The 26,452-nt window shown below is 75.0% G+C and carries 24 protein-coding genes; 7 read left to right on the forward strand and 17 right to left on the reverse strand.

All coding sequences use genetic code 11. From position 1 onward, the window contains the following. Window positions 1–79: 79 nt before the first annotated feature. Together ACI79D_RS06710 and ACI79D_RS06715 are read left to right on the forward strand one after the other, a co-directional pair. Window positions 80–844, forward strand: coding sequence for an ABC transporter ATP-binding protein (locus ACI79D_RS06710; protein WP_456917551.1), 765 nt, complete (start codon window positions 80–82; stop codon window positions 842–844). A 233-nt stretch (window positions 845–1,077) separates the two neighbouring features. Then, window positions 1,078–2,193 carry a LacI family DNA-binding transcriptional regulator gene (locus ACI79D_RS06715; protein ID WP_456917552.1) on the forward strand — a complete coding sequence of 372 codons (1,116 nt, stop codon included), beginning with the start codon at window positions 1,078–1,080 and terminating at the stop codon, window positions 2,191–2,193. Window positions 2,194–2,208: 15 nt separating this feature from the next. Here the strand turns inward: ACI79D_RS06715 and ACI79D_RS06720 are convergent, their stop codons facing one another. From ACI79D_RS06720 to ACI79D_RS06765, 10 genes are read right to left on the reverse strand one after another with little or no spacing between them, the layout of a single operon-like run. Further along, entirely contained in the window at window positions 2,209–4,551 is a 2,343-nt protein-coding gene (locus tag ACI79D_RS06720) for a xanthine dehydrogenase family protein molybdopterin-binding subunit (RefSeq protein ID WP_456917553.1), read from the reverse strand. Continuing rightward, window positions 4,548–5,033 (reverse strand): (2Fe-2S)-binding protein, encoded by a 486-nt coding sequence (locus ACI79D_RS06725; protein WP_456917554.1) that lies wholly within the window; start codon window positions 5,031–5,033, stop codon window positions 4,548–4,550. The genes ACI79D_RS06720 and ACI79D_RS06725 overlap by 4 nt, the downstream gene beginning before the upstream one ends. After that, a complete protein-coding gene (locus ACI79D_RS06730) occupies window positions 5,030–5,896 on the reverse strand; it encodes an FAD binding domain-containing protein (RefSeq protein ID WP_456917555.1) in 867 nt (288 codons plus the stop codon). The genes ACI79D_RS06725 and ACI79D_RS06730 overlap by 4 nt, the downstream gene beginning before the upstream one ends. Continuing rightward, the gene (locus ACI79D_RS06735; RefSeq protein ID WP_456917556.1) at window positions 5,893–6,363 is read right to left on the reverse strand and encodes a GlcG/HbpS family heme-binding protein; all 471 of its coding nucleotides are present in this window, start codon (window positions 6,361–6,363) and stop codon (window positions 5,893–5,895) included. Before ACI79D_RS06735 ends, ACI79D_RS06730 begins: the two co-directional genes overlap by 4 nt. Continuing rightward, window positions 6,360–7,247 carry an NAD(P)-dependent oxidoreductase gene (locus ACI79D_RS06740; protein ID WP_456917557.1) on the reverse strand — a complete coding sequence of 296 codons (888 nt, stop codon included), beginning with the start codon at window positions 7,245–7,247 and terminating at the stop codon, window positions 6,360–6,362. The genes ACI79D_RS06735 and ACI79D_RS06740 overlap by 4 nt, the downstream gene beginning before the upstream one ends. A gap of 33 nt (window positions 7,248–7,280) precedes the next feature. Next, the gene (locus ACI79D_RS06745) at window positions 7,281–7,601 is read right to left on the reverse strand and encodes a redoxin domain-containing protein (protein WP_456917606.1); all 321 of its coding nucleotides are present in this window, start codon (window positions 7,599–7,601) and stop codon (window positions 7,281–7,283) included. Window positions 7,602–7,610: 9 nt separating this feature from the next. Next, window positions 7,611–7,763, reverse strand: a complete 153-nt coding sequence (locus ACI79D_RS06750) for a hypothetical protein (RefSeq protein WP_456917558.1) — start codon at window positions 7,761–7,763, stop codon at window positions 7,611–7,613. Between the two features lie 15 nt (window positions 7,764–7,778). Continuing rightward, on the reverse strand, window positions 7,779–8,711 hold the full coding sequence (locus ACI79D_RS06755) for a fumarylacetoacetate hydrolase family protein (RefSeq protein ID WP_456917559.1): 933 nt from the start codon (window positions 8,709–8,711) through the stop codon (window positions 7,779–7,781). A gap of 28 nt (window positions 8,712–8,739) precedes the next feature. After that, window positions 8,740–10,047: a bifunctional 3,4-dihydroxy-2-butanone-4-phosphate synthase/GTP cyclohydrolase II gene (locus tag ACI79D_RS06760; protein ID WP_456917560.1), complete on the reverse strand. Its 1,308-nt coding sequence runs from the start codon at window positions 10,045–10,047 to the stop codon at window positions 8,740–8,742. A 1-nt stretch (window position 10,048) separates the two neighbouring features. Next, window positions 10,049–11,296 (reverse strand): LLM class flavin-dependent oxidoreductase, encoded by a 1,248-nt coding sequence (locus ACI79D_RS06765; RefSeq protein WP_456917561.1) that lies wholly within the window; start codon window positions 11,294–11,296, stop codon window positions 10,049–10,051. Window positions 11,297–11,513: 217 nt separating this feature from the next. On the opposite strand from ACI79D_RS06765, the gene ACI79D_RS06770 reads away from it, so the two are divergent. Both ACI79D_RS06770 and ACI79D_RS06775 read left to right on the forward strand, forming a co-directional pair. Then, window positions 11,514–13,481: an AMP-binding protein gene (locus ACI79D_RS06770; RefSeq protein WP_456917562.1), complete on the forward strand. Its 1,968-nt coding sequence runs from the start codon at window positions 11,514–11,516 to the stop codon at window positions 13,479–13,481. Window positions 13,482–13,571: 90 nt separating this feature from the next. Continuing rightward, complete coding sequence (locus ACI79D_RS06775) at window positions 13,572–15,491, forward strand: helix-turn-helix domain-containing protein (protein WP_456917563.1); 1,920 nt, start codon at window positions 13,572–13,574, stop codon at window positions 15,489–15,491. A gap of 9 nt (window positions 15,492–15,500) precedes the next feature. Here ACI79D_RS06775 and ACI79D_RS06780 read toward each other — a convergent pair whose 3' ends face one another. The 6 genes from ACI79D_RS06780 to ACI79D_RS06805 all read right to left on the reverse strand — a co-directional run bounded on the left by ACI79D_RS06780 (window position 15,501) and on the right by ACI79D_RS06805 (window position 21,333). After that, entirely contained in the window at window positions 15,501–16,499 is a 999-nt protein-coding gene (locus ACI79D_RS06780; RefSeq protein ID WP_456917564.1) for an LLM class flavin-dependent oxidoreductase, read from the reverse strand. Window positions 16,500–16,566: 67 nt separating this feature from the next. Further along, window positions 16,567–17,331, reverse strand: a complete 765-nt coding sequence (locus ACI79D_RS06785; protein ID WP_456917565.1) for an ABC transporter ATP-binding protein — start codon at window positions 17,329–17,331, stop codon at window positions 16,567–16,569. Beyond that, entirely contained in the window at window positions 17,328–18,086 is a 759-nt protein-coding gene (locus ACI79D_RS06790) for an ABC transporter ATP-binding protein (RefSeq protein WP_456917566.1), read from the reverse strand. The genes ACI79D_RS06785 and ACI79D_RS06790 overlap by 4 nt, the downstream gene beginning before the upstream one ends. Further along, the gene (locus ACI79D_RS06795) at window positions 18,083–19,138 is read right to left on the reverse strand and encodes a branched-chain amino acid ABC transporter permease (protein WP_456917567.1); all 1,056 of its coding nucleotides are present in this window, start codon (window positions 19,136–19,138) and stop codon (window positions 18,083–18,085) included. The genes ACI79D_RS06790 and ACI79D_RS06795 overlap by 4 nt, the downstream gene beginning before the upstream one ends. Then, window positions 19,135–19,995: a branched-chain amino acid ABC transporter permease gene (locus ACI79D_RS06800; protein ID WP_456917568.1), complete on the reverse strand. Its 861-nt coding sequence runs from the start codon at window positions 19,993–19,995 to the stop codon at window positions 19,135–19,137. The genes ACI79D_RS06795 and ACI79D_RS06800 overlap by 4 nt, the downstream gene beginning before the upstream one ends. Before the next feature lie 75 nt (window positions 19,996–20,070). Then, a complete protein-coding gene (locus ACI79D_RS06805) occupies window positions 20,071–21,333 on the reverse strand; it encodes an ABC transporter substrate-binding protein (protein ID WP_456917569.1) in 1,263 nt (420 codons plus the stop codon). 205 nt (window positions 21,334–21,538) lie between these two features. Between ACI79D_RS06805 and ACI79D_RS06810 the strand changes: the two genes are divergently transcribed. The 3 genes from ACI79D_RS06810 (at window position 21,539) to ACI79D_RS06820 (ending at window position 24,284) form a co-directional block, all read left to right on the forward strand. Beyond that, window positions 21,539–22,555 carry an LLM class flavin-dependent oxidoreductase gene (locus ACI79D_RS06810; RefSeq protein ID WP_456917570.1) on the forward strand — a complete coding sequence of 339 codons (1,017 nt, stop codon included), beginning with the start codon at window positions 21,539–21,541 and terminating at the stop codon, window positions 22,553–22,555. A 2-nt stretch (window positions 22,556–22,557) separates the two neighbouring features. Beyond that, window positions 22,558–23,418, forward strand: a complete 861-nt coding sequence (locus tag ACI79D_RS06815; protein WP_456917571.1) for an amidohydrolase family protein — start codon at window positions 22,558–22,560, stop codon at window positions 23,416–23,418. A gap of 92 nt (window positions 23,419–23,510) precedes the next feature. Continuing rightward, window positions 23,511–24,284, forward strand: coding sequence for a hypothetical protein (locus ACI79D_RS06820; RefSeq protein WP_456917572.1), 774 nt, complete (start codon window positions 23,511–23,513; stop codon window positions 24,282–24,284). Window positions 24,285–24,309: 25 nt separating this feature from the next. Here ACI79D_RS06820 and ACI79D_RS06825 read toward each other — a convergent pair whose 3' ends face one another. After that, window positions 24,310–26,433, reverse strand: a complete 2,124-nt coding sequence (locus tag ACI79D_RS06825) for a molybdopterin cofactor-binding domain-containing protein (RefSeq protein WP_456917573.1) — start codon at window positions 26,431–26,433, stop codon at window positions 24,310–24,312. Between the last annotated feature and the right edge of the window lie 19 nt (window positions 26,434–26,452).

The raw sequence follows: 26,452 nt of genomic DNA on the forward strand, positions 1-26,452 counted from the left end.
CGGGGGCCGCCCCCCCCCCCCCCCCCCCCCCCACCCCTCCCAAGACCTCAGCTGGCCCCCACATCCGAGAGGCACTGACATGGCCGTCCTGACGGTGAACGACCTCTGCAAGACCTTCGGCGCGGGCACCGCCCGCAGCAACCGCGTCCTCGACCACATCAGCTTCGACGTCCGCGGCCAGACCTTCGTGTCGATCGTCGGCCCGTCCGGCTGCGGCAAGAGCACCCTGCTCAACATCATCTCCGGGGTCGAGACGCACACCTCCGGGGACATCTCGGTCACCAGCGACGAGGGGCGGCCGGCCCGCCTGGGCTACGTGTTCCAGGACCCGCGCCTGCTGCCCTGGCGCTCGGTGCGGAAGAACATGATGTACGTCCAGGACAAGGACGACGAGGTCACCGGCAAGCGGGTCGACAAGTACCTGGACATGGTCGGCCTGGGCAAGCACGGCGACTTCTACCCGGGCCAGCTCTCCGGCGGCATGCAGCAGCGGGTCGGCATCGCGCGGGCCTTCGCCGTGGAGCCGGACCTGCTGATCATGGACGAGCCGTTCAGCCACCTCGACGCGATCACCGCCCGCGGGCTGCGCGCCCAGCTGCAGGACATCTGGTCGCAGTCGAAGAAGACCGTCGTCTTCGTGACCCACGACGTCGTCGAGGCCGTGGAGCTCTCCGACCGGATCATCGTGCTGCAGCCCGGTGGCCGGATCTACGAGGACATCACCATCGACCTGCCGCGCCCGCGCCGTCAGTCCGACCCCGCGGTCGCCACCCTCCAGGCCGAGGTGCTCGCCCGGCTGGAGAAGATGAAGGCCATGACTCCCCAGGTCGCCGCGGCCGTCTGACGGCCCGCGCCTCGACGTCCCGCGGGCAGCGCGCCCCGCTGCCCGCGGGACGTTGGCCCCCGCGGGCCGGCAGCGGGGCGCGGCACCCTGGAACTCCACACCACCGTGCGGTGCGCCCGGACGGTGAGGCCGCGATGCCCGACGCCGTCCGGCCACCGTCACCCGCACGACCCGAGGGGGAAGACCATGTCCACCGCCTGCACCGGCACGGCCCGCCCGCACGGGGCCGACCGGTGACCGCCGGGTCCTCGGCGCTCGACCCGACCGACGATCCCGCCGGCCCGCCGTCCCCGCTGTCCCCTCCCGGGACCCGGGACCGCCACACGCCGGAGACCCCACCGACCAGCTGGACCGTGGCCCGGGCGGCCGGGGTGTCGCAGTCGACGGTCTCCCGGGCACTGCGGGGTGACCCCCGGGTGCGGGAGGAGACCCGGCGGCGGGTCGACCAGGCCGCCCGGCGGCTGGGCTACGTGCCCAACTCGCTGGCCAGCAGCCTGGTCTCCCGGTCCACCCGCACCGTCGCGGTCGTCGTCTCCGACCTGACCAACCCGTTCTTCCCGTCGCTGCTGACCCCGATCTACGACGAGCTGCAGCTGCTCGGCTACCGGGTGGTCCTGCTCACCGAGCGGACCGACAACCTGGCCGGCCAGGAGACCCTCCAGCGGCTGCTGGACCGCTCCATCGACGGGGTGCTGGTCACCACCGCGACGCTGGGCTCCCGCTTCGCCGTCGAGCTGCAGCGCCGGGGGCTGCCGACGGTCCTGCTCAACCGGTACATCGACGGCCTGGACGTCGACCGGGTGATCAGCGACAACCACGGCGGGGCGGTGGTCGGCGGCCGGCACCTGCTCGAGCTCGGGCACCGCAGGATCGCGGCCATCAGCGGCCCGTCGAACACCTCGACCAGCCGGGACCGGCGGGCGGGCCTCATCGACGCGCTGACCGGGGCGGGGCTGCGCCTGGACCCGGCCCTGGTGCACGAGGGCACCTACTCCCACCAGAGCGGCTACCAGCACACCCGCGAGCTGCTGCGGCTGCCGGAGCCGCCGACCGCCATCGTCTGCGGCAACGACGTGGTGGCCTTCGGCGCGATCGACGCGGCGCTGTCCCTCGGCGTCCGCGTCCCCGACGACGTCTCGATCCTGGGCTTCGACGACATCCCGATGGCGGCCTGGGAGGTCTTCCAGCTGACCACGCTCCGCCAGCCGATCGGCGACATGGCCCGCGCGGCGGCCCGGATGCTGGCCGAGCGCATCGAGCACACCGGCGAGCTCGGCCCCGGCCGCGAGCAGGTGTTCGCCACCAGCCTGGTCCGCCGGGCCACCGTCGACCGCCCGCGCAACGGCTGAGCGCCGAGGCGGCCCTCAGCGCGCCGCCGCGAGCGCGGCGAGCACCTCCTCCGGGCGGATCGGCTGCTGCCACACCCGCGCCCCCGCCCTGGACAGCGCGTCGTTGACCGCGCAGTGGAGCGCGGCCGGCGCCCCCGCGGTCCCCGCCTCGCCGACGCCCTTGGTGCCCAGCGTGGTGGTGGGGGCCGGCGTCTCGATGTGCTCGATCCGGATGTCGGGCAGGTCGACGGCGGTCGGCACGAGGTAGTCGAGCAGGGTGGAGGTCAGCGGCTGGCCGATCGGGTCGTACACCACCCGCTCCAGCAGCGCCCCGCCCAGCCCCTGGGCGACGCCGCCGCGGATCTGGCCGTCGACGACGTCGGGGTTGACCAGCACCCCGCAGTCCTCGACCACGGCGTAGTCGACGACGCGGACCAGGCCGGTGGCCCGCTCCACCTCGACGACGGCCACGTGCACGCCGTTGTTGAACGTGTACGGCGGTCCGGCGTAGGACCCCACGGCGCCCAGGCCCACCTCGACCTCCGAGGGCAGCCGGTGGGTGCCCCAGTACGCCGCGGCGGCCACCTCGCGCAGCGGCGTCCCGGCACCGGGGACCCCGCGGACCCCCACCACGCCGTCGGCGAGCTCCAGGTCGTCCGGGTCGGCCTCCAGCAGGTGCCCGGCCAGGACGAGCAGCCGTCGGCGCACCTCCACCGCCGCGGTGTGCGCCGCCCCGACCGAGACGACGGCCGACCGGCTGGCCCACACGCCGCTGCCGTGCGGCACCACGCGGGTGTCGCCGGAGACCACCCGGACGTCGTCCAGGCGGACGCCGAGCCCGTCGGCCACCACCTGCGCGGCCGTGGTGTGCAGCCCCTGCCCCTGGCCGGGGGTGCCCAGCAGCACGGTGACCGACCCGTCGGGCTGGACGGTGACCTCGACCTGGTCGTGGGCGGTGATCGGCGCGCCCTTGGCGCCGTAGAACATCGCCCCGGGGGCGGAGAGCTCGACGAACGCGGCGAGCCCCACGCCGAGCAGGCAGCCGCGCCGCTCGGCGTCCCGCCGCCGCTCCTCCAGCCCGTCCCCGAGCAGCGCGACGGCCCGCTCCAGGGACTCCAGGTGCGAGCCGGAGTCGTACACGTTGCCGGTCGGCGAGGTGTAGGGCAGGTCCTCAGGGCGCAGCAGGTTGCGCCGCCGGATCTCCGCGGCGGTCAGCCCCAGCTCCCGCGCCGCCTCGTCCACCAGCAGCTCCATGACCAGGATCGCCGGCGGGTGCCCGACCGCGCGGTAGACCGCGAGCGGGGTCTTGTTCGTGAACACCACGCGCAGCGAGGCGGCGCTGGCCGGCACCCGGTAGGGCCCGGGCATGATCGTCGCGACCTGGACGCCCTCGGTGACGCAGCCGCGCGGCAGCATCGAGTACGCCCCGGCGTCGGAGACCACCTCGGCGCGCAGCCCCAGGATCCGCCCGTCCGCGTCCACGGCGAGCGCGGCGGTGACCCGCTCGTCGCGCGCCTGGGTGTCGGACTGCAGCGCCTCGAACCGGTCCTGGGTCCACTTCAGCGGCCGGCCCAGGAGCACCGCGGCGGCGACGACCGCCATCTCGTCGGGGTAGACGAACGCCTTCATCCCGAACGCGCCGCCGACGTGCTCGGTCACGACACGGACGGAGTTCTCCGGCAGGTCCAGCAGCCGCGCGTAGAGGGTCTGCAGCATCTGCGGCGCCTGCGTGGACACCCGCACGGTCAACGTGCGCTCGTCGCGGTCGAAGGCGGCCAGCACCCCGCGGGGCTCGAGGGCGACGGCGGTGTGCCGGCCGGTCTGCACCGCGACCTCGACCACGGCGGCGGCCCGCGCGAAGGCCGCGTCGACGTCGCCGCTGCCGAACGGGGCGGCGAAGCAGAGGTTGGTGCCGAGGTCCTCGTGCACCAGCGGGCTACCCGGCTCCAGCGCCTCGACCGGGTCGAGCACCGCGGGCAGCTCCTCGTAGTCGACGACGACGAGCTCGGCGGCGTCCTCGGCCTCGGCGCGGCTGCCCGCGGCCACCAGCACGACCGGCTCCCCGACGTGCCGGACGACGCCGGCGGCCAGCGCCGTCTGCTCCCCGGCGACCATGCCCGGCCAGGACAGCAGTCCCCGCCAGGCCGGGCAGAGCGGGGCGAGGTCGGCCGCGGTGAGCACCGCGACCACCCCGGGCGCCGCCTCCGCCGCGGCGGTGTCGACCCGCACGATCCGCCCCGCGGCGATCGGCGACCGGACGAACGCGACCACCGCCTGCCGCGGCTCGTCGACGTCGTCGACGAACCGGCCCCGCCCGGCCAGCAGCCGCGGGTCCTCGCTGCGGAGCACCCGCTGCCCGACGTACCGCGGCGCGCTCACCGGCCGGCCTCCGGCAGCTCGGCCGCGGCGGCCAGGACGGCGTCGACGACGGTCTGGTAGCCGGTGCAGCGGCACAGGTTGCCGCCGAGCCGCTCGCGCAGCGCCGCGCGGTCCCAGTCGGTCCGCTCGCGCAGCGCCACCAGCGCGGTCATCAGCAGCCCCGGGGTGCAGAACCCGCACTGCACCGCCGAGCGCTCCCAGAAGGCGCGCTGCAGCGGGTGCATCCCCTCCCCGCCGAGGCCCTCCACGGTCTCCACCGCGCACCCGTCGGCCTGCACCGCGAACACCAGGCAGCTGCGCACCGCGACCCCGTCGAGGACGACGGTGCACGCCCCGCAGACGCCCTGCTCGCAGCCGACGTGGGTGCCGGTCAGCCCGAGCTCCCCGCGGAGGAAGTCGGCCAGCGTCGTCCGCGGCTCGGGCGACCCCGACTCGCGCCGGCCGTTCACCTCCAGCCGCACGCGCACCGGCTCCCCGGTCACGTCGCCTGCCCCGCGACGGTGGCCAGCGCCCGCCGGACCAGCGCCCGGCCGGCCTCCCGCCGGTAGCCGGCCGAGGCGTGCACCTCGTCGCCGACCACCTCCACGCCGTCGAACGCGGCCGCGGCGGCCGCGTCGACGACGGCGGGGGTCGGCTCCTCCCCCACGAGCACCTGCTCCGCGCCGACGGCCCGGACCGGCGTCCCGGCCACGCCGAACAGCGCCACCCGGGCCCGCGAGCAGCGGCCGGCGTCGTCGCGCTCGAGCCCGCAGACCACCCCGGCGAGGGCGAAGTCGCCGCGCCGGCGGGAGATCTCGTCCACGGTCCAGGCCGACCCCGGCGCCGGCAGCGGCAGCCGCGCGGCGACGACCATCTCGCCCTCTCCCAGGGCGGTGCCGAACGGCCCGGTGAGGAAGTCGGCGGCGGCCACCCGGCGCCGGCCGGCGGGCCCGTCGACCTCCACCTCGCCGTCGGTGGCCAGCAGCAGCGCGGGCAGCTCGGCCGCCGGGTCGGCGTGGGCCAGCGAGCCGCACAGCGTGCCGCGGGCCCGGATCTCCGGGTGCGCGACCAGCCCGAGGGTGCGGACCAGCAGCGGGTGGGCGGCGGCCACCTCCGGGTCCAGCTCGAGCTCCCGGTCGGTCACCGCGGCGCCGACGGTCAGGACGCCGTCCGCCCGCCGGGAGGTGCGCAGCTCCGGGCACCGGGTGATGTCCACCAGCAGGGCGGGGGTGGCCAGGCGCAGCGCCATGACCGGCACCAGGCTCTGCCCGCCGGCCAGGACCCGGGCGTCCTCCGCCGAGCCCAGCGCGGCCAGCGCGTCGGCCACGGTCTCCGCGCGCACGAGGTCGAAGGGCGCGGCCTTCACCGGCCGCTGCCGGCGGGCGGCGCGGACACCCCGTCCTCCGGCGCGGCGGGGTCGGAGAGCAGGCCCGACGCCGCCACCCCGGCGAGCGCGCAGACCTCGTCGACGTCGGAGACGTCGCCGCTGACCCCCACCGCACCGACGACCCGGCCGCCGGGCGTGCGCACCAGGACGCCGCCCGCGGCCGGCGCGAACCGGCCGTCGGCGACGGCGGCCAGCGCGGTGAAGAACACCGGCTGCCGCTCGGCGCGCACGCCCAGCTCGCGGGAGCTCAACCCCATCCCGAGGGCGCCGTAGGCCTTGGCCGTGGCGATCTGGGGGCGCAGGATCCCCGAGCCGTCCTCGCGCTTGAGGGTGACCAGGTGCCCTCCGGCGTCCAGCACGGCGACGGTCAGTGGTGCCGCGCTGATCGACCGCCCGTGCGCGAGCGTCGCCGAGGCCACCACCTCGGCCTGCTCCAGCGTGATCATCGGGGCTCCTCCCTCGATCGGTGGTTGCCGGCGCCCAGCACCTCGAGCAGCGCCGCCGCGTCGGCGGAGGCCAGGCCGAGCTCGACGGCGCGGTCGTAGAGCGGGCGGACGGCGGCGAGCACCGGGGTGTCCAGGCCGAGCCGGTCGGCGAACTCGGCGATGACGCCGACGTCCTTGACGAACATGGAGACCTTCGCCGTGGCCGGCTCGTAGGTCCGGTCGACCATCAGCCGGCCGCGCTTCTCGAAGATCACCGAGTTGCCCGCACCGTCCCGGATCGTGTCGTAGAGCAGCTGCGCGTCCAGCCCGGCGGCCTCGCCGAGCGCGAACGCCTCGGCCGTCGCGGCGTTGTGCACGGCCACCAGCAGATTGGCGACCAGCTTCATCGTCGAGCCGTTGCCGAACGGCCCCAGGTACCGCACCGAGCGGGCGACGGTCTCCAGGACCGGGCGGATCCGCTCGAAGGCCGCCTCGTCGCCGCTGCCCAGGACGACCACGTCCCGCTCGAGGGCCTGCGCGCCGGTGCCGCTCAGCGGGCAGTCCAGGAGCACGCCTCCGGCGTCGGCGAGCCGGGCGCGGCACGCCTCCTTGACCTCGTGGGGCAGCGTGGAGGTCTCCGCCACGACCAGCCCCGGGTGCCCGGCGTCCGCCAGCCCGGCGACCACCTCCCGCGCGGCGTCGGCCGTGGGCAGCGAGGTGAGGACCAGGTCCGCCGCCCCCGCCACCTCGCCGGCCGAGGCCGCGGCGGTGCCGCCGGCCGCGACCAGCTCGTGCACCCGGCCGGGGTCGACGTCGTACCCGACGACGGCACGGCCGCGGGCCAGCAGGTGGCCGGCCATCGCCGAGCCCATGATCCCGAGCCCGACCATGCCCACGGTCGTCATGCCGGCCTCCCGGGCGGACCGACCGGGGTCGCCTCACAGGTCCCGCAGCGCCGCCACGACCGCGTCGAGGTCCGGGAGGACGAGGGCGTCGTCGGTGACCCACCGGTACCGGACCACGCCGTCGCGGTCGATGACGAAGACCGACCGCTTGGCCAGGCCGGCGTGCCCCTTCCACACGTCGTAGCGCACCCCGTAGTCGGCGCACACGGTGCGGTCCCAGTCCGACAGCAGCGGGAAGTCCACGCCCAGGGACCGGGCGAAGGCCTGCTGCGAGAACGTGGCGGTGACGGCGACCGCGAGGACGTCGGCACCCAGCGCGCGGATCTCGTCGGCCCGTTGTCCCAACTGGGACAGCTCGGCCGTCTAGACGCTGCCGAAGTCGAAGACGTAGAAGTGCAGGACGACCGGGCCGTGCTGCAGCCGCTCGGCCAGGTCGACGTCGTCGTCGAAGGTGTGCCGGAGCCGGAACGCGGGCGCGCGGTCACCGACGTCGACGGCGGGCGGGAGTGCGGACACCGGGTCCTCCTCACGTCACTGCAGGGGGTGCAGCGGCTGCGGCTCGGTGACGGTCGCGGTGATCGCGCCGAGCAGCTCGGTCTCCAGCCGCACCTCGTCGCCGGGCCGCAGCCACGGGTACTGCTCCGAGCCGTGCACGGTGGACAGCTCGAGGATGCACCCGGTGCCCACCGTGCCGCTGCCGATGACGTCGCCGGTCCGCACCTCGGTGCCCCGGGAGGCGTAGGCGATCATCTGGCCGAAGCTCCAGTACAGGTCGGCGGCGTTGCCCTTGCTGTAGATCTGCCCGTTCACCGACGCCTGCATCTGCAGGTCGAACGACCGGTCCCGCCGGCGGGGCTCGAGCTCGTCGGGGGTGACCAGCCACGGCCCGAGGCTGGTCGCGGTGTCCTTGCCCTTGACCGGGCCCATGCTGTGCCGGACCTCCTGGGCCTGCAGGTCCCGGGCGCTCCAGTCGCAGAACAGCAGGTAGCCCGCGATGTGCCGCTCGGCCTCCTCGGGTGTGAGGTTGGCCCCCGTCCGGCCGATGACCGCGGCGAACTCCAGCTCGAAGTCGAAGTCCGTGCAGCCGGGCGGCAGCGGCACGTCGTCGCGCGGACCGCGGATCGCCGCCGGGTTCTGGAAGTAGAAGACCGGCCGCTGGTACCAGTCGGGGTCCATCTGCAGGCCGTTGGCCTCCCGGTAGGTCCGCACGTGGGTCTCGAAGGCGTAGAAGTCGCGGACCGACGGCGGCACCGGGATCGGCGCGCGCAGCCGGGCCTCGGCCTCGGGGACGACGTCGAGCGGGTCGGCCTGTGCCTGCTCGGCCGACCGCGCGAGCAGCTCGCCGTCGTCGCCGAGCAGGTCGAGCAGCCGGGTCGCCGTGCGCAACCCGTGCAGGGCGCCGTCGACGAGCACCGCGGGGTGCTCCTGGCCGTCGGACGGCGACACGTAGGTGGTCCAGCGCACGGGGGTCCTCCTCGAGAGGGGTCGGGGGTCAGACGAGTGCGGAGCCGGACCCCGCGAACAGGTCGCGGGGCGGCGGGGGGACGACGGCCGGCGGGTCCTCCAGGCCCTCCAGCAGGTGGCCCATCCGCCGCTGCTTGGTCCGCAGGTAGACGAGGTTCTCCGGGTTCGGCGCGGTCAGCAGCGGCTCGCGGGCCGCGATCTCCAGCCCGTAGCCGGTCAGGCCGCCGTACTTGGCCGGGTTGTTGGTCAGCAGGCGCAGCCGGCGGGCGCCGAGGTCGACGAGGATCTGCGCCCCGACGCCGTACTCGCGGCTGTCGACCGGGACGCCGAGGTCGAGGTTGGCGTCCACGGTGTCCCGCCCGGCGTCCTGCAGGTCGTAGGCGCGCAGCTTGTGCCCCAGGCCGATCCCCCGGCCCTCGTGCCCGCGCAGGTACACGACCGCCCCGCGGCCGGCCGCGGCGACCCGGGCCATCGCCGCCTCCAGCTGCGGGCCGCAGTCGCAGCGCAGGGACCGGAAGATGTCGCCGGTCAGGCACTCGCTGTGCACCCGCACGAGGAGCTCGTCGTCGCCGGCGACGTCGCCGAGGGTGAAGGCCGCGTGCTCGGTGCCGTCGAGGACCGACCGGTAGCTGACGCACCGGAACTCCCCCCACGGCGTGGGCACGCGGGCCTCCCCCGTCCGCTCCACCAGCACGTCGACCCGCCGGCGGTGGGCGATCAGGTCGGCGACGGTGATGATCGGCAGGCCGTGCGCGGCGGCGAAGCGGAACAGGTCGGGACGGCGGGCCATCGTGCCGTCGTCGTTGACCACCTCGCAGATCACCCCGGCCGGCTCCAGCCCGGCCAGCCGCGCCAGGTCGACCGCCGCCTCGGTGTGCCCGGCCCGCTCGAGCACGCCGCCCTCCCGGGCGCGCAGCGGGAAGACGTGGCCGGGCCGGTTGAAGGCGGCCGCGCCCACGGCCGGGTCGGCCAGCGCGCGGATGGTCGCCGCCCGGTCGGCCGCCGAGATGCCGGTCGTCGTCCCCGCCGCGAGGTCCACGGTGTGGGTGAACGCCGTCCGGTGCGACTCGGTGTTGCGGTCGCCCACCATGAGCGGCAAGTCCAGCCGGTCGCAGCGCTCCCCGGTCAGGGCCACGCACACCACCCCGGAGCCGTGGCGGACCATGAACGCCAGGTCCGGCGGGCGGACGTGCTCGGCAGCCATGACGAGGTCGCCCTCGTCCTCGCGGTCCTCGTCGTCGACCACCAGGACCATGCCGCCGTCGGCGATCTCCTGCACCGCCAGCTCGACCGGGTCGAACCGCGGCCCTCCGGTGCCCGGCTCCGCGTCGCCCACGTCAGGCCTCGTAGGGGGTCATCTCGTCGAGCGCGGGCTTGACGTGCTCCATGAACAGCTCCAGCTGCCGGACGACGCTCTCGGCCGGCTGCTGCGCCCAGTGGTAGATGAGCACGACGTACTCGGCCGGCAGCTGCCGCCACAGCTCGACGTACTGGTCCCGGACCTGCTCGGGGGTGCCCACGACCCACAGCCCGGAGTTGACGACGGAGTCCACCGGGTTGGCCGGGTCGAACTTCATCGGGGTGGTGCCGGCGTAGAGGTCGCGGAAGATGTCGACGTCGTACTCGGCGACCATGCGGCGGGCCTCGTCCTCGGTCTCGGCCATCTGCCCCCAGCGGACCAGCGCCTGGTTCTGCCCCAGCGCGTAGGTCCGCCCGGCGCCGGCCGCGGCCTCGACGTAGGCCGCGCCGAACTCGGCTGCCCGCTCGATCTTGGAGAAGTAGGTCGGGATGAACCCGCGCGGGCCGCAGTACTCGATCGTCTCCTTGCTGGCGTTGCTGGAGACGAACACCGGCGGGTAGGGCTTCTGCAGCGGGCTGGGCACGACGCTGACCCGCCGGATCCGGTTGTGCTCGTCCATCTCGCCGGGCGCGCCGAGCTCGCGGGTCGCCGTCATCGTCCAGTCGACGCCCTCGTCGTAGGGGTAGGGCACCTGCCAGCGGCCCTTGGCCTCGACGCTGTCCTGGGTCCAGGACTGGAGCACCAGCTCGACGTTCTCCTCGAAGATCTCCCGGTTGATCTGGTCGTCGGAGATCCGGGCGGCCTTGGTGGCGTCGTCCAGCTCGGCCATCTTCTCCTGGTTGCCCGACGGCGACAGCGTCGCGCGGGTGCCCAGGTGCTGGCCGAGGATGTTGGTCCAGCGGGCCTGGTAGCCGCGGGAGAAGCCACAGAAGGAGCGGCCGCCGGAGAGGTGGTCGATCACCGCGACGTCCTCGGCCACGCGGAACGGGTTCTGCGCGCTCATCGTGTAGCCGAGCTGGCCGACCCGGATGTTCCTGGTCATGGCCGCCCAGTAGGCGTCGAGCAGGCCCGGGTTGGGGCCGACCTCGTAGCCCTCGCTGTGGAAGTGGTGCTCGATGGAGGAGATGCCCCACAGGCCCAGCTCGTCGGCCGCCCGCACGATCGTCGGCATCTCCCGGATGAGCGCCTGGTACCGCTCGGCGTCGCGGCCGAGGGGCCGCTGCTCGATGCGCTCCTCGCGGGTCGCGGCCACCTGGGGGTAGAGCTGCAGGATCACTTTCACCATGGCCGCCGGCCTCCACTCGTCGTCGCAGACTGTGGGGTGGGTCACCCCCGTCGGCCAGCGACGCTACGGAGGACGGCGGGGCCTGACTGCTGAGGTCCCGACAGTGTCTGCCCGGCTCCCTTTGTGGCCGCGCACAAGCCGGGCAGGCCCGCGACCACTCGATACTCGACGCCCACGACGGCCCTCCCGGGTCGGCGCGGACGGGAGGAGACCTGCGTTGCCGATCGACGAGCTCGAGGGCCTGGCCGTGGCCTGGACGCCCCCGCCCGGGGCCTTCGCCGACTCCCCCGCGGGGCGGATGGCGGCCCGTCACGGCATCACCGACCCGCAGGAGTTCGTGGCCCGCGCCGCCGCCGACCCCGAGTGGTACTGGGCCGCGGGGATGGCCGACCTGGGCATCCCGTGGATGCGCCCGTACGAGGCCGTGCTCGACCTGTCGCGCGGCGCCCCGCACCCCCGCTTCTTCCCCGGCGGGCAGCTCAACTGGGCGGACTTCGCCGTCGACCGCTGGGTGCGCGAGGGGCGCGGCGAGGCCCGCGCCGTCTGGTGGGAGGGCGACGACGGGGCCACCCGCACCCTGACCTACACCGAGCTCAAGGCCGAGGTCGACGCGGCCGCGGGCGCGCTGCGCGCCGCCGGCGTCGGCACCGGGGACGTCGTGGCCCTGCTGCTGCCGATGCTGCCCGAGGCCATCGCCACCGTGCTGGCCGCCGCCAAGACCGGCGCGGTGGTCGTGCCGCTGTTCAGCGGCTACGGGCCGCTGGCGGTGCGCGCGCGGCTGGAGGACTCCGGCGCCTCGGTGCTGGTCACCTGCGACGCCGTCCCCCGCCGCGGGCGACCGGTGCCGCTCAAGCAGGTCGCCGACGACGCCGTGCAGGACCTGCCGGGGCTGCACACCGTCCTGGTCGTGCGCCGGCTCGGGGTCGACGTCCCGATGACGCCGGGGCGCGACCGGTGGTGGCACGAGGCCTGCGCCGCCGCCGAGCCGGTGGCCGACGCCGAGCCCATGGACGCCGACGCTCCGTGCCTGCTGCTCTACACCTCCGGCAGCACCGGCCGGCCCAAGGGCTGCGTGCACACCCACGCCGGCCTGCCGTTCAAGGTGGCCCTGGAGGCCCGGCACGCCATGGGCGTCGACGAGACCGCGGCGATGCTGTGGCTGACCGACATGGGCTGGGTCATGGGCTCGTTCGTCATCGCGGCGGCACTCGGCAACGGCGGCACCGCCGTCTTCTTCGAGGGCGTGCCGGACTGGCCCGAGCCCGACCGGCTCTGGGCGGTCGCCGAGCGCAGCGGCACCACCGTGCTGGGCATCTCCCCCACCGTCGTCCGCGCGCTCATGGCCCACGGCGACTCCTGGCCCGACCGGCACGAGCTGCCCGACCTGCGGGCGATCGGGTCCACCGGGGAACCGTGGAACGCCGGCCCCTGGCGCTGGTGCGCCGAGCACGTGGGCAAGGGCCGGGCGCCGATCGTCAACATCTCCGGCGGCACCGAGATCGGCGGGTCGCTGCTGTGCGGCTCGACGTTCCTGCCGGTCAAGCCCACGTCGTTCGCCGGCCCCACCCTCGGTGTGCGCGCCGACGTCGTCGACGAGCACGGCCGGTCGGTGCGCGGGGAGATCGGCGAGCTCGTCGTCCGCTCGGTGTGGCCGGGCATGACCCGGGGCTTCTGGCGCGACGACGAGCGCTACCTCGAGACGTACTGGCGGCGCTTCCCCGGCGTCTGGCACCACGGCGACCTCGCCTACGTCGACGCCGACGGCCACTGGTACCTGCTGGGCCGCTCCGACGACACGATCAAGGTCGCCGGCAAGCGGCTGGGCCCGGCGGAGGTGGAGTCGCTGCTGGTCGCCGACGAGCGGGTCGTCGAGGCCGCCGCCGTCGGGGTCCCGGACGACGTCAAGGGCGAGGCGCTGGTCTGCTTCGTCGTGCTGCACGACGGGGTGGACGCCGATGCCGCCGTCCCGGCGCTGCGCGAGGTGCTGACCGCGGCGCTGGGCCGGGCGATGGCCCCGCGCGCGGTGCACGTCGTCGAGGCGCTGCCCAAGACCCGCAACGGCAAGGTCCTGCGCCGCGTCGCCCGCGCCTCCTACCTCGGCGTGCCGGCCGGCGACCTCTCCTCGATGGAGGACGTCCGGGTCCTCGACCGGTGGCCGCGCCCGGAGACCGCGCCGGTCGGGTGAGGGACGCGGTCGGGTGATCGGCGCGCAGAACGCGGAAGGGGGGTTGCGGTGTCCGTAGAGTGGCGTGACCTGCGACACAGTGCTGTGGAGGTGGGATCCGTCGTGGTGCACCCGCCGCTCGCCGAGGCCGACGTCCTCCTCGCCGGGGAGCCGACCGCCGCCGAGCTGAGCTCGTGGCTGGACGCGATCGCCGAGATCACCCGCGCGGCCAACCGGGCCGCGCCCCTGGACGAGCTGCTCGACCTCATCGCCGGCACGACCGCCCGGCTGACCGGCTACGACTTCTGCGCGGTCTTCGTCGCCGACCCCGAGCGGGAGGCGCTGATCATCCAGGGCAGCTACGGGCTGTCCCAGGAGTACATCGACGCCATCAACGCCCGGACGCCGATCCTGCTGCGCGCCTGCGACACCGGCGAGGGGCCCTCCAGCCGGGCGTTCCGCGCGCAGCGGCCGGTCACGGTGCTCGACATCTCGGCGGACGCGCCGTCCCGCTCGTGGGAGACCGTCGCGGCGCAGCAGGGGTACTCGTCGCTGCTGGCGGTGCCGCTGGTCGTGGGGCAGGTGCCGTTCGGGCTGGTCACCTGCTACACGGTGGACGCACACGACTTCTCCGCCCGCGAGATCATCCTCATGGAGAGCATGGCCAACCAGGCGGGCCTGGCCATCGAGACCACCCGCCGGCTGGCCGAGGCGCGGGAGCGGGCCGACCGGCTCGCCGCCGAGGCCGCGGGCCAGCGCACCGAGCTCGACGCGCAGCGCCAGGCCGACGACGACCACGGGGAGCTGCTGCGGGTCGTGCTGCGCGGCGGCGGGCTCTCGGCCATCGCCGAGTCGGTCGCGGCGATGCTGCGGTGCGGGGTCGCGATCGACGACGCCGGCGGCCGGCTGCTGGCCTCGGCGGGCGGGGGCGGGCGGCCCGGCGCCGGGCAGCGCCAGGTCGCCGCGGCCTGGTCGCGGGCGCGGGCCCGGCTCGGCGAGGAGGTGGACGTCGACGCGGTGACGGTGCCCCGTGAGGAGGGACTGCCGGCCGGGTCCGAGGGGCTGGTGGTCCCCGTCGTCCTCGACGAGGAGACGGTGGGGCACCTGTGGGCGCTGCACCCGCAGCAGCCGCTGGGCGCGGCGCAGCGGCGGGCGCTCGCCCGCGCCGCCGCGGTCGTCGCGCTGGCGCTGCTCAAGGAGCGCACCGCCCAGGAGGTGGAGTGGCGGCTGTCCCGCGACTTCCTCGACGACCTGCTCGACCCGGGCACCCAGGCCCCGGAGGCGCTGCACGCCCGCGCCCGCCAGCTCGGCGCCGACCTGTCCCGGCCGCACACGGTGCTGGTGATCCGGCGCGACCCCACCCCGGACACGACCGGGCCGGGCACGGAGGACCGCGCGGCCTACGCCCAGCGGGCGCTGCTCTCCCTGGTGCAACGGACCGGCGCCGCCTGGCGGGGGGCCACGCTCACCGCGACCCGCAGCGACCACGTCGTGGTGCTGTGGCACGACGGGGAGGCCAACCGCTCGGCCCAGGACTTCGCCGAGCACCTCCGCCGGGAGATCCAGGCCTACGCCAGCGGCTGGACGGCGACGATCAGCGTGGGACCGAGCTGCACCGACGTCCACGAGTACGGCGACGCCTACCGGCTGACCTGCGGGGTGCTCGACCTGGTGCAGCACGCCGACCGCGGCGACCGCGTGGTCTCCCTCGACACGATCGGCGCCTACCGGCTGCTGCTGCAGGTGAAGCGGCCGCGCGAGCTGCAGTCCTTCGCCGACTCGATGCTCGGCACCGTCCGGGAGTACGACCGGCAGCACCAGACCAGCCTGCGGGCGACCCTGGACTCCTACATGTCGCACCGGTGCAACGTCTCGGTCACGGCCAAGGCGCTGCACGTGCACCCCAACACGGTGGCCTACCGGCTGCGTCGGGTGGAGGAGCTGCTCGACTGTGACCTCGGTGACCCGCAGGCGCTGCTGCACCTGCAGCTGGCGCTCATGGTCGAGGCCGTGCTCGGCGACCCGGCCTGACCGGTCCGCTCAGCGGGGCGCGAGCCGGTCGATGGCCCGGCGCACGCCCGCGACGTAGCCGTCCGCCTCCTGCACCGGGTGCGGGACGACCGCGACGGTGGCCGCGTCGGTGTCGTGCCAGGCGGCGAGCTGCTCCCGGCACCGCTCCGGCGGCCCGACCAGGCAGTACTCGTCGACCAGCCGGTCGGAGATGGCCGCGCGCAGGCCGGCCTGGTCGTCGGCGGCGAAGGCGGCGGCGATCGCCGCGGCCTCGGCCTCGTAGCCGGCGCGGGCCAGGGCGCTGTTGTAGCTGGGCAGCCCGACCCAGTAGCCGAGCGAGGCCCGGGCGGCGTCCCGCGCCGCGGCGAGGTCGTCGGTGACGAAGGCGTGCACGGTGGCCTCGACCGGCGGCGCGGGCCGGCCGGTGCGCTCCCCCGCACGGGCGGTCGCCGCGGCCAGCACCGCCAGGCCCGAGCGCGGGACCAGCCACGCCATCACCCCGTCGGAGACCGTCGCCCCGGCCTCGGCCATCTTCGGGCCGACCGCGGCGGTGTAAACCGGCACGGGGTGCTCGGGGAGCCGGAAGTCCAGCAGCTCCCCCTGGTAGACCTGCGGCGGCAGATCGGGGTAGCGCTCCCGGCCGCGGCCCTCCAGCACCGCCTTGACGTCGCGCACGTAGGCCGGCAGGTCCTCGCTCGGCCGGCCCACCTCGACGCCGAGGGCGGCCAGCCGGACCTTGTGGCCCAGCCCGAGGCCCAGCACGAACCGGCCGCCGGAGAGGTCCGACGCGGTCACGGCCATCTGCGCGGCGATGACCGGGTGGCGCAGGTAGCTGATCGCCACGCAGCTGCCGACCCGGATGCGGCTGGTGCCCAGCAGCATCGCCAGGTCGATGGCGAGGGTGTCGGTCAGCGACTCGGTCGTGTAGAAGGCGGCGTAGCCGGCGTCCTCGGCGGCGCGGGCCAGCTCGACGAACTCGCAGGTGCGGGCGGGGACGAAGGTGGGCAGCGCGACGCCGGTCTGAGCCATGCGGGCAGGGGTCCTCCCTCGAGTGGTGCACGACAGGTTCCGGCTGCAGGCGTCGGGGCCGCAGGGGTCACAGCTGCAGGTACTGCTCCATCCAGCCGGGGTCGCGGCGCAGCTCGGCGGCGACGCCCGAGTGCACGATCACCCCGGAGTCGATGACGTAGACCCGGTCGGCGAGCTCGAGGGCCATCTGGGCGTTCTGCTCGACGAGCAGCACCCCGTGCCCCTCGTCGGCGATCCGGCGCAGGGTGGTGCCCATGTCGGCGGCGATGTTGGGCGCCAGGCCCTGGGTCACCTCGTCGACCAGCAGCAGGTTGCGGCCGCAGATGAGCGCGCGGCCGACGGCGACCATCTGCTGCTGGCCGCCCGACAGGCGGGAGGCGTCGCGGTCCAGGTGCGCCTCGAGCTGCGGGAAGACCTGCAGCGCGCGGTCGATGGCGGCCTGCTGCTCCGGCTTGGGCACGCGGGAGCCCAGCGCGGCCAGGCGGAAGTTCTCCCGCACGGTGAGCCCCGGGAACATCCGGCGGTCCTCGGGCACGTAGCCGACCCCGTTCTGGGCGACGCTCTCGGCCGGCAGCCCGACGACGTCCCGCCCGGCGCAGCGGATCCGCCCGCCGCGGACGGTGACCAGCCCCATGATCGACTTCACCGTGGTGGTCTTGCCGGCCCCGTTGCGGCCCAGCAGCGCGACCAGCTCCCCCGGCTGCACGGTGAGCGAGACCCCCTGCAGCACGTGCGCCAGCCCGTAGTAGGCCTGGATGTCGGCGACCTCGAGCAGCGTGGGCGGGGCGGCGTCGGCCCGCTCGGCGCGGCCGGCGCCCTGGGCGGTGCTCACCGGCTGCCCGTCAGGTAGACGGCCTGGACCTCGGGGTGGGTCCGCACCTCGTCCGGCGTCCCCTCGAACAGCTTCCGGCCCTGGTGCAGGACGGTGATCCGGTCGGCGATGGAGAGGATCACGTCCATCTTGTGCTCGATCATCAGGATGGTCACGTCGCGGTTCAGCTCCTGCACGAGCTCGACGGTCGCGGCCGTCTCGGGTGGGCTCATCCCCGCCGTCGGCTCGTCGAGGAGCAGCAGGCGGGGCCGGGTGGCCAGCGCGATCGCGAGGTCGAGCCGGCGCTGGTCGCCGTGGGAGAGGTTGCTGGCGATGACGTCCCGGTCGGCGGCCAGGCCGATCCGCTCGAGCACCTCCTCGGTGCGCCGGAGGACCGGCTTGATCCCGTCGGCCGGGCGCCAGAACACGTACGAGTGGGACGCCGCCTGGGCCGCGATGCGCACGTTCTCGAAGACGGTGAGCAGCGGGAAGACCGTGGTGATCTGGTAGGACTTCGCCAGCCCCTTCCGGGCCACCTTCGAGTACGGCATGCCGGTGATGTCCTCGCCGGCGAACCGCACCCGCCCGGCGCTGGGCCGGGTGTGCCCGGTGATCAGGTTGAACAGCGTCGTCTTGCCCGACCCGTTGGGGCCGATGATCGCGTGCAGGCTGCCCTCGGGGACCTCCAGCGACACGTCGTCGACCGCGTGGATGCCGCCGAAGGAGCGGTCCAGCCCCTCGGCCTGCAGCACCAGGTCGCGCCCCGGACCGCTCACGACGCCCTCCGTCCCCGCCGGAACAGTCCCGGCAGCGTCTGGGTGAGCAGGCCCCACAGCCCCTGCGGGAAGGCCAGCACGCACAGCACGAAGATCGCGCCGACGATGAGCTGCCAGGACGCGAAGGTGCGGCTCAGGCTGCTCTCCAGGAGCAGGTAGACGACCGCGCCGAGGAACGGCCCGAACAGCGACGACCGCCCGCCGAGGATCACCATGATCAGCACGACGCCGGACAGCAGCCAGTACGGCTGCAGGCCGACGAAGTTGTTGAGCATCGCGAACAGGCCGCCGGCCAGCCCCGCGACCGTGCCGGCGACGACGAAGGTGACCAGCTGGACCAGCCGGGTGTTGTAGCCGCACCCGCGGGCGCGCTCCTCGTTCTCCCGGATCGCCTGCAGGACCCGGCCCATCGGCGACTCGGTGTAGAGGATGAGCGCGGCGAAGACGACCAGCACGACCACCGCGGTGAACACGAAGAAGGTCAGCGGGTCGCGCAGCGCGTTGAGCTCGATCGACGCCCCCGGCAGCCACAGCGTCGAGACCGGGATCCCGGACAGGCCGTCGTCCCCGCGGGTGACGCTGTCCCACTGCAGCGCGATGAAGAAGCCGAGCTGGGCGAAGGCCAGCGTGAGCATCGAGAAGTACACCTCGGTGCGGCGCAGGCACACCGCCCCGACCAGCAGCGAGAGCACCGCCATGCTCAGAGCCGAGACCAGGAGCGCCAGCCAGGCGCTGGTGCTGACGTGCAGCAGCACCAGCCCCGCTGCGTAGCCGCCCCAGGCGAACGGCAGCGCGTGGCCGAAGGACACCAGGCCGCCGTACCCGACCAGCAGGTTCAGCCCCGAGGCCCACAGCCCGTAGACCAGCATGCCGATCGCCAGGCTCGGGTTGGGCACGGTGAACATGACGACCACCGCGAGGACCACGAGCAGCACCAGCTGCCCCCAGGTCCAGCGCGCCGGCCCGGCACCGCGGGCCCGCGCGACGGTGACCGCCGCCGCCCCGGCGTCGGGGGTGCCGTCCGACGCGGACGAGGTCCTCAGGTCGGTCATGTCGCCCCCAGCAGGCCGCGCGGCCGGAACGTCATCACCAGGATCATCAGCACGAACGGCACGATCCCGGCGTAGATGCTCGCGTACAGCGTGGTCAGGGAGACCACGACGCCGATCAGCAGCCCCGCGGCGACGGCGCCCCAGAAGCTGCCCATGCCGCCGACGACCACGACCACGAACGCGAGGATGAGGATGTCGGCACCCATCTCCGGGTAGACGCCGGTGATCGGCCCGGTGAGGACCCCGGCGATGCCGGCGACCGCCACGCCGAGGGCGAACACCAGGGTGCGGTAGCGGTCGAAGCGCACCCCCAGCGCCCGGATCATCACGTGGTCGCGGATGCCGGCGCGGACGACCAGCCCGACGTTGGTCCGCTGTAGGAACAGCCACAGCCCGGCCACGACGAGGCCGACGACGATGACGACGAACAGCAGGTAGGCCGGGATGGGGCGGCCGAAGCCCAGGGGGACCTGGAAGTCCAGCAGGCCCGGCGAGGGGACGCGGCGGCCACCGGAGCCGGCGACCAGCCGCACGCCCTCGATGAGGATGTAGGTCAGGCCGAAGGTGAGCAGCAGGGCGTCGACCTGGTCGCGCCCGTACATGGGCTTGATGACCGTCCGCTCCAGCAGCGCGCCGAGCGCGGCCATCACGACGGGCACCAGCAGCAGCGCCGGCCAGATGCTGCCCGTCGCCGCGGCCAGGTATGAGGTGACGTAGGCGCCCACCATGTACAGGGCGCCGTGGGCGAAGTTGATGAACTCGAGCAGGCCGAAGATCAGGTTCAGGCCGAGCGCGAGCAGCACGAGCAGGGCACCGCTGACGAGCCCCAGCACGAGCTGGGAGAGCAACTGGTCCATGCGCCTCCTTCCCTGGTGGGGTGCCGTCCGGACCGGGCCGGCCCGCGGACCCCCGTGACCCCGCGGGCGGGCCGGTCAGCCCACGCGCTGGAACTCGCTCTTCACCTCGTCGCAGGTGGGCGCGTACTCCTCGGTCCCGGGCGCGGTCGCCACGACCTCGCGGTAGCCGAACTGGGCGTCCCCGCCGCGGCTCTCCGCCTCGTCGGCCGCCAGGCCCTCGAGGATGTAGATCGGGATCAGCGCCTGGTGGTCGCAGGCGCGGATGGTCATGTCGCCCTGTCCGAGGGTGACCTCCAGGCCCTCCATCCCCTCGCGGAAGGCCTCGGGGGTGTCGTTGCCCGCCTCCACCTGCTGGGCGATGAGGTTCACCGCGTTGTAGGTGTAGACGCCGTAGCCGCCCGGCACCGACCCGTTCGCCTCCCGGTAGGCCTCGACGTACTGCTGCACGCCGTCGTCGTCGACGTTCCAGTAGAAGGCGGCCATCGCCCAGGTGTTGTCGATCAGGTCGAAGCCGAGCTCCTGGTCGAAGCTGAGGTCCTCGAGGGTGAAGAAGGTCTTGAACCGGTCGGTCAGGCCGAACTGCGAGGCCTGGCGCAGGAAGCTCACCTGGTCGCGGCCGACGCCGCCGAAGACCAGGACCTGCGCGCCGGACCCCTCGATCGTCGGGACGTAGGGGTTGAAGTCGGTGGTGCCCAGCGGAAAGTACGCGGTGCCGGCCACCGAGCAGCCGGACTGCTCGGCGATCGCGTTCTTGTAGCCGGCCTCCTGCTCGTAGCCGAACGCGTAGTCCGGCAGCAGCAGGAAGACGCTCTGCCCGAGCTCGCTGCAGATGAACGGCGCCGCGGCGTTCGTCGTCTGCGACGGGACCGGCGCGAGGTGGTAGGTGATCGCCGGGTCGAAGTTCGGCGGCCGGTTGAGCTGCTCGGTCTGGCACGCGCCGAGGTACGGGACGCCGGCCTGCGCGGCGATCTGGTTCATCGCCAGCGTCGTGGCCGCCGAGACGCAGCCGGTGAGGAAGTCGACCTGCTCCTCCTGGACCAGCGCCTGGGCCTCGCGCAGGGCGACGTCCGGCTTGAGCTGGTCGTCGCGGACGACGAGCTCGATCGGCCGGTCGCCGATCTTCCCGCCGAGCTGCTCCACCGCCAGCTCCGCGCCGTTGCGCTGCTCCTCGCCCAGCTGGACGTAGGCGCCGGTCAGCCCGGTGATGACGCCGATCTTGACCGGCTCGGTGGAGCCTCCCCCACCTCCGCCCCCGCCGCCGTCGCCTCCGGCCACCGTCCCACCGCAGGCGGCGAGCAGGAGTGCCACCCCCGCCACCATCCCGGCCTTAGCCCGCATGACACCCACCTCTCGCCGTCGACAGGTGGGCGAACCCTACGAGCGCAGTGGTGATCTACGTCTCATGTGCGTGCACATGATCGAGCGGACCCGGCTTGTGGAACGGCACAACCACAGGCGTGGTCGCGTGCTGTTGCATGCGGCGTGGGTGCGGCCGGGTCGCCGTCCCCGCCTCCCGAACGCCTCAGACGAAGGCGAGGACCGCATGCAGATCGGTCTGTTCCACTCCATCCAGTGGCCCGAGGGCAGCGACCAGCGCGACCGGTACGAGCAGGCCCTCACGCAGGCCTGCCACGCCGATGCGGTCGGCTTCGACTCCGTCTGGCTGACCGAGCACCACTTCAGCCGGCACGGCATCGTGTCCGACAGCCTCACCGTCCTCGGGCACCTGGCCGCCCGCACCAGCTCGGTGCGGCTGGGCACCGCGGTGTCGGTCCTCCCGCTGCACCACCCGCTGCGCTTCGCCGAGTCCGCCGCGACGGTCGACCAGCTCTGCGGCGGCCGGCTCGACCTGGGCATCGGCCGCGGCTACCAGCCCGGCGAGTTCCGCGGGTACGGGGTGGACATCGGCGAGAAGCACGACCGCTTCGCCGAGGCCCTCGACGTGCTGCAGCGGGTGTGGTCGGCCGACGGCCCGGTCTCCTACTCGGGGCGGTTCTGGTCGTTCGAGGACGCCTCCCCCCAGCCGCGGCCGGTGCAGCGTCCGCACCCGCCGCTGTGGGTGGCCACCGACAGCCCCGACGGGCTGGCCCAGTGCGCGGCCAACGACTGGGGGGTGCTGCTGCCGCAGGGCACCTCGCTCACCGTCACCGCCGGTCAGGTGAAGCGCTACGCCGAGGCGCTCGAGGGCGTCGGCGCGCGGCTGGAGGACGGCCGGGTGTACCTGGCCCGGGCCGCGCACGTGGCGCCGACCGACGAGCGGGCGTGGGACGAGGCGGAGGGTCCCTACAAGGACTTCCTCGGCTACGCCGACAAGCTGCGGCGGGCGCAGGCGGGCAGCGACCCGGGCGGGCGCAGCCCGTTCGACCTGGACGCCGACCTGCGCGACAGCGCCCTGTTCGGCAGCCCGGAGACGGTCCTGTCGCGGCTGCGCGAGATCCGCGAGCTCGGCGTCGAGCGGGTGATGCTCTTCCTGCACATGGGCGGCCTGCCGCACGAGCGGATCATGTCCTCGCTCGACCTGCTGGCGACCGAGGTCCTCCCCGTGGTCCGGGAGTGGTGACCGTGGCTCCGCAGGTGGCCGGCGGGACGCCGGTGGTCGACGCGCAGGTGCACGTGTGGCTGCCCGAGGCGCCCGACCGGCCGTGGCCGCCCGGGGGTGCGGAGCGAGCCCAGGCCATGCACCGGGCCGAGCCGATCAGCGGCCCGACGCTGCTGCGCGAGATGCGCGAGGCCGGCGTCGACCGCGCCGTCCTCGTGCCGCCGTTCTTCGAGGGGTACCGCAACGACTACGCGGTGGCCTGCGCGACCGAGGCGCCCGACGCCTTCCGCGTGATGGCCCGGGTGGACCTGCGCACCGGCGATCCCGGCCCGGTGCGGGAACTGCTGCGCGACCCGGTCGTGGCCGGCGTCCGGCTGGTCTTCCTGCCCGCCGACGCCGGCCGGGTGGACGACGCGGGCGCGGAGTGGCTGTGGGCGTTCGCCGAGGCCGAGGACGTGCCGGTGGCGCTCCTGGCCTCCGGTCAGCTCGGTGCGCTCGCGGACCTGGCGAAGCGCCGGCCGGGGCTGCGGCTGGCCGTGGACCACCTCGGGTTGACCGGGCAGGCCACCGACGCCGCCGCCGGACCGGAGATCGAGGAGCTCGCCGGGCTGGCGGCGCTGCCGAACGTGTCGGTGAAGGTGACCGCCGTCCCCTGCTACAGCACCGAGGACCACCCCTGGCCGGCGATGCACCCGCACCTGCGTCGCCTGTTCGACGCCTACGGCCCCGACCGGCTGTTCTGGGGCTCGGACCTCTCCCGGCTGCGGGGCTCCTACGCCGACCTGGTCCGGCTGTTCCGCGAGGACCTGGACTTCCTCTCCGGCCCGGACGTCGACGCCGTCATGGGCGGCAGCGTGCTGCGCTGGCTGGGCTGGCCGGCCTGACCGCCGTCCTGCTCGGCCTGCTCACCGCCCTGCTGTTCGGGTCGGCGGCCTACCTGGGGCCGGTCCTCGGCCGGCGGCACGACCCGGGCGCGGTGCTCGCCGCGGGTCAGGTCGCGGGCGTGGCCGGCGCCGGCCTGGTCGTCGCCCTGCTGCGCGCGCCCGCGCCGCCCGCCGGCGCGCTGGTGTTCGGCCTGCTGGCCGGGGTCGCCAACGGGCTGGCGCTGCTGGCGATGTTCGAGTGCGCCCAGCACCTGCGGCTGTCGGTGATGGCCCCGATCGGCGCCTCCGGCGGCGCGGTCCCGGTCGTGGTCGCGCTGGCCCTCGGCGAGCGCCCCGGACTGGCGCAGCTGGCCGGCATCCCCCTCGCCCTGCTCGGCGTGGTGCTGGTCGCGGCGGGGCAGGCCGGCGGCTCCGGGGAGGACCCGCCCGGTGGGCGGCGCCGGCTCGGGCTGGGGCTGGCCGCCCTCTGGGCGCTGCTCTACGGCGTGTTCCTCAGCCTGTTCGCCGAGGCGGTGGCCCTCGGCGGCACCGACCTGGCCGGCGGGATGTGGGCGGTGCTCACCAGCCGGGCGATGCTGCTGGTCACCGTCGTCCTGGTGCCGCTGGCCCGCCGGTCGCCGCTGCGGCTGGCGCCGTCGGCGCTGCCGCTGGTCACCCTCAACGGGCTGCTCATCCTGGGCGGGGTCACCGCGTTCGCGGCGGCCACCTCCGCGGGCCTGGTGAGCGTCGTGTCGGTGCTGGCGACGCTGTCCCCGCTGGTCACCGTGGCGCTGGCCGTCGTCCTGCTGCGGGAGCGGCTGGGCGCCGGCCAGCAGGCGGGCCTGGCGACGGCGACCGCCGGCGTGGTCCTGCTGGCCGCCGGCTGAGGCGCCGCGCCCCGGCCGGTCGCGGTCAGCTCGCCAGGATGGCGGCGGTGATCCGCTCCGGGGTCAGCGGCAGCCCCCGGACGCGGACGCCGACGGCGTCGGCGAGCGCGTTGGCCAGGGCCGCGGTCACCGGTCCCCCGGTCACCTCCCCGGCGCCGAGCGGCGGTTCCCCCGGCCGGTCCAGCAGCGTCACGGACACCCGGGGCACGTCCGGGAAGCGCAGGACCGGGTAGCCGTCCCAGTCCCGGCTGGTGACCGTCCGCTCGTCGAAGGACACCTGCTCGCGCAGCGCCCAGCTGGTGGCCTGGATCGCGCCGCCCTCCAGCTGGTTGACCAGCCCGTCGGGGTTGACCACCTGCCCGGCGTCCACGGCGACCCACAGGTCGGTCACCCGGAGCTCGCTGACCGCCTCGACCCGCGCGACCACCGCGCAGTAGCCGCAGACGCCCTTGTAGCGGGAGTAGCCCACCCCCCAGCCGACCGACTCGGCCGGCTGCCGGCCGGCCCACCCGGACCGCTCGGCGACCGCCCGGAGGACGGCGCGGGCACGGTCGTCGGCCAGCTGCCGCACCCGGTACTCCAGGGGGTCGACCCCGGCCCGGACCGCCAGCTCGTCCACCGCCGACTCGATGGCGAAGACGTTCACGGTGGCGCCCAGCCCCCGCAGCGCCGAGGTCCGCAGCGGCATCTCCAGCACCCGGTGCGCGCGGACGGCGAGGTCGGCGACGCGGTACTCGGGGACGGCGTCGCGGGCGTTGCCCCCGCCGGTGGCCAGCGACGGGTCCGCGGCCGGGTCGGCGGGCGCACCGGCGGCGTGGCGGGCGCCGAGCAGCCCCGGACGGCCGTCGAAGCCCGGCCGGCTGAGGTGCCCGGTGCCCCAGGCGTCGGAGGTCCAGGTCACCAGGTCCCCGCCCTCGTCCACACCGGCCTCGACCACCACCGCCATCGCCGGCCCGTAGGGCTCCCACGCGAACTCGTCCTCGCGCGACCACACGACCTGGACCGGCCGGCCCGGCACGGCCCGGGCGAGCAGGGCCGCGTCGCAGGCGACGTCGTCGGCGCTGTTGTGCCCGTAGCAGCCGGAGCCCTCGACGTGCCGGACGACGACGCGGCCCGGGTCGAGGCCGAGCGCGGCGGCGAGCGCCTGCCGCAGGGGGTGGATGCCCTGGCTGGCGCACCAGACCTCGAGCCGGTCGGCATCCCAGCGCGCGACGGCGCAGCCGGGGCCGATCGAGGCGTGCGCGACGTAGGGGCGGGTGTAGGTGGCGCGCAACGCCGCGACGACCCGGTCGCCGGCCGTGGGGTCGTGCCGCCGCGCCACCTCGGTGCACTCGGCCTCCTGGCCCACCAGCTCGTCCGGCAGCCACCCGACCCGGCCGTCCGGTTCCTCCCAGCGGGCGGCGGCACGGAGCCGCTCGGCAGCGCGCACCGCCTCCTCCTCACGGGTCGCGACGACGCCGAGGAAGTCGCCCTCCCGCACGACGGCGACGACCGCGGGCAGCTCGCGGGCCGGCCGCTCGTCGCAGGACACGAGGCGCGCCGAGGGTGCCGGCGGGCGCACGACCCGGCCGGACAGCTGGCCGGGCAGGGCCAGGTCGTGGACGAACGCCGGTGCGCCGGTGAGCTTCGGGGGCAGGTCGACCCGCGGCAGGCTGCGGCCGACCACCCGGTACCGGGCGGGGTCCTTGGGCGGCGCCGTGCCGGACACCGGGACGTCGAGGGCGGCCCGGTCCACGAGGTCGGCGTAGGTCCCGCAGGGGCGCCCCGTCTCGTCGCGCACCTCCCCGTCGACGACGGTCAGCCGCTCGGCCGGGACGCCGGTGCGGGCGGAGGCCGCGTCCAGCGCGCAGGCCCGGACCTCGGCGCAGACGGTCCGGACCGCGGTCCCCGAGTCCATCACCGACCGGCTCCCGGCGGTCAGCCCCTCGTCCGGGCTCCCGTCGGTGCCCGCCGGGACCAGCGTGATCCGCTCCACGCCGACGTCGAGCTCCTCCGCGGCGATCTGCCTCAGCGCGGTGAGGACCCCCTGGCCCAGCTCCACCTTGCCGACCCGCAGCAGGACCCCGCCGTCGGCCCGGAACCCCAGCCACGAGGACGGCAGAGGGTTCGCGCGCAGGCTGGGCCCCGGCGGGGCGGGGACCCCGGTCACCGGGGACGGGGTGCGCCTG

The sequence above is a fragment of the Geodermatophilus sp. SYSU D00708 genome (assembly GCF_054050115.1).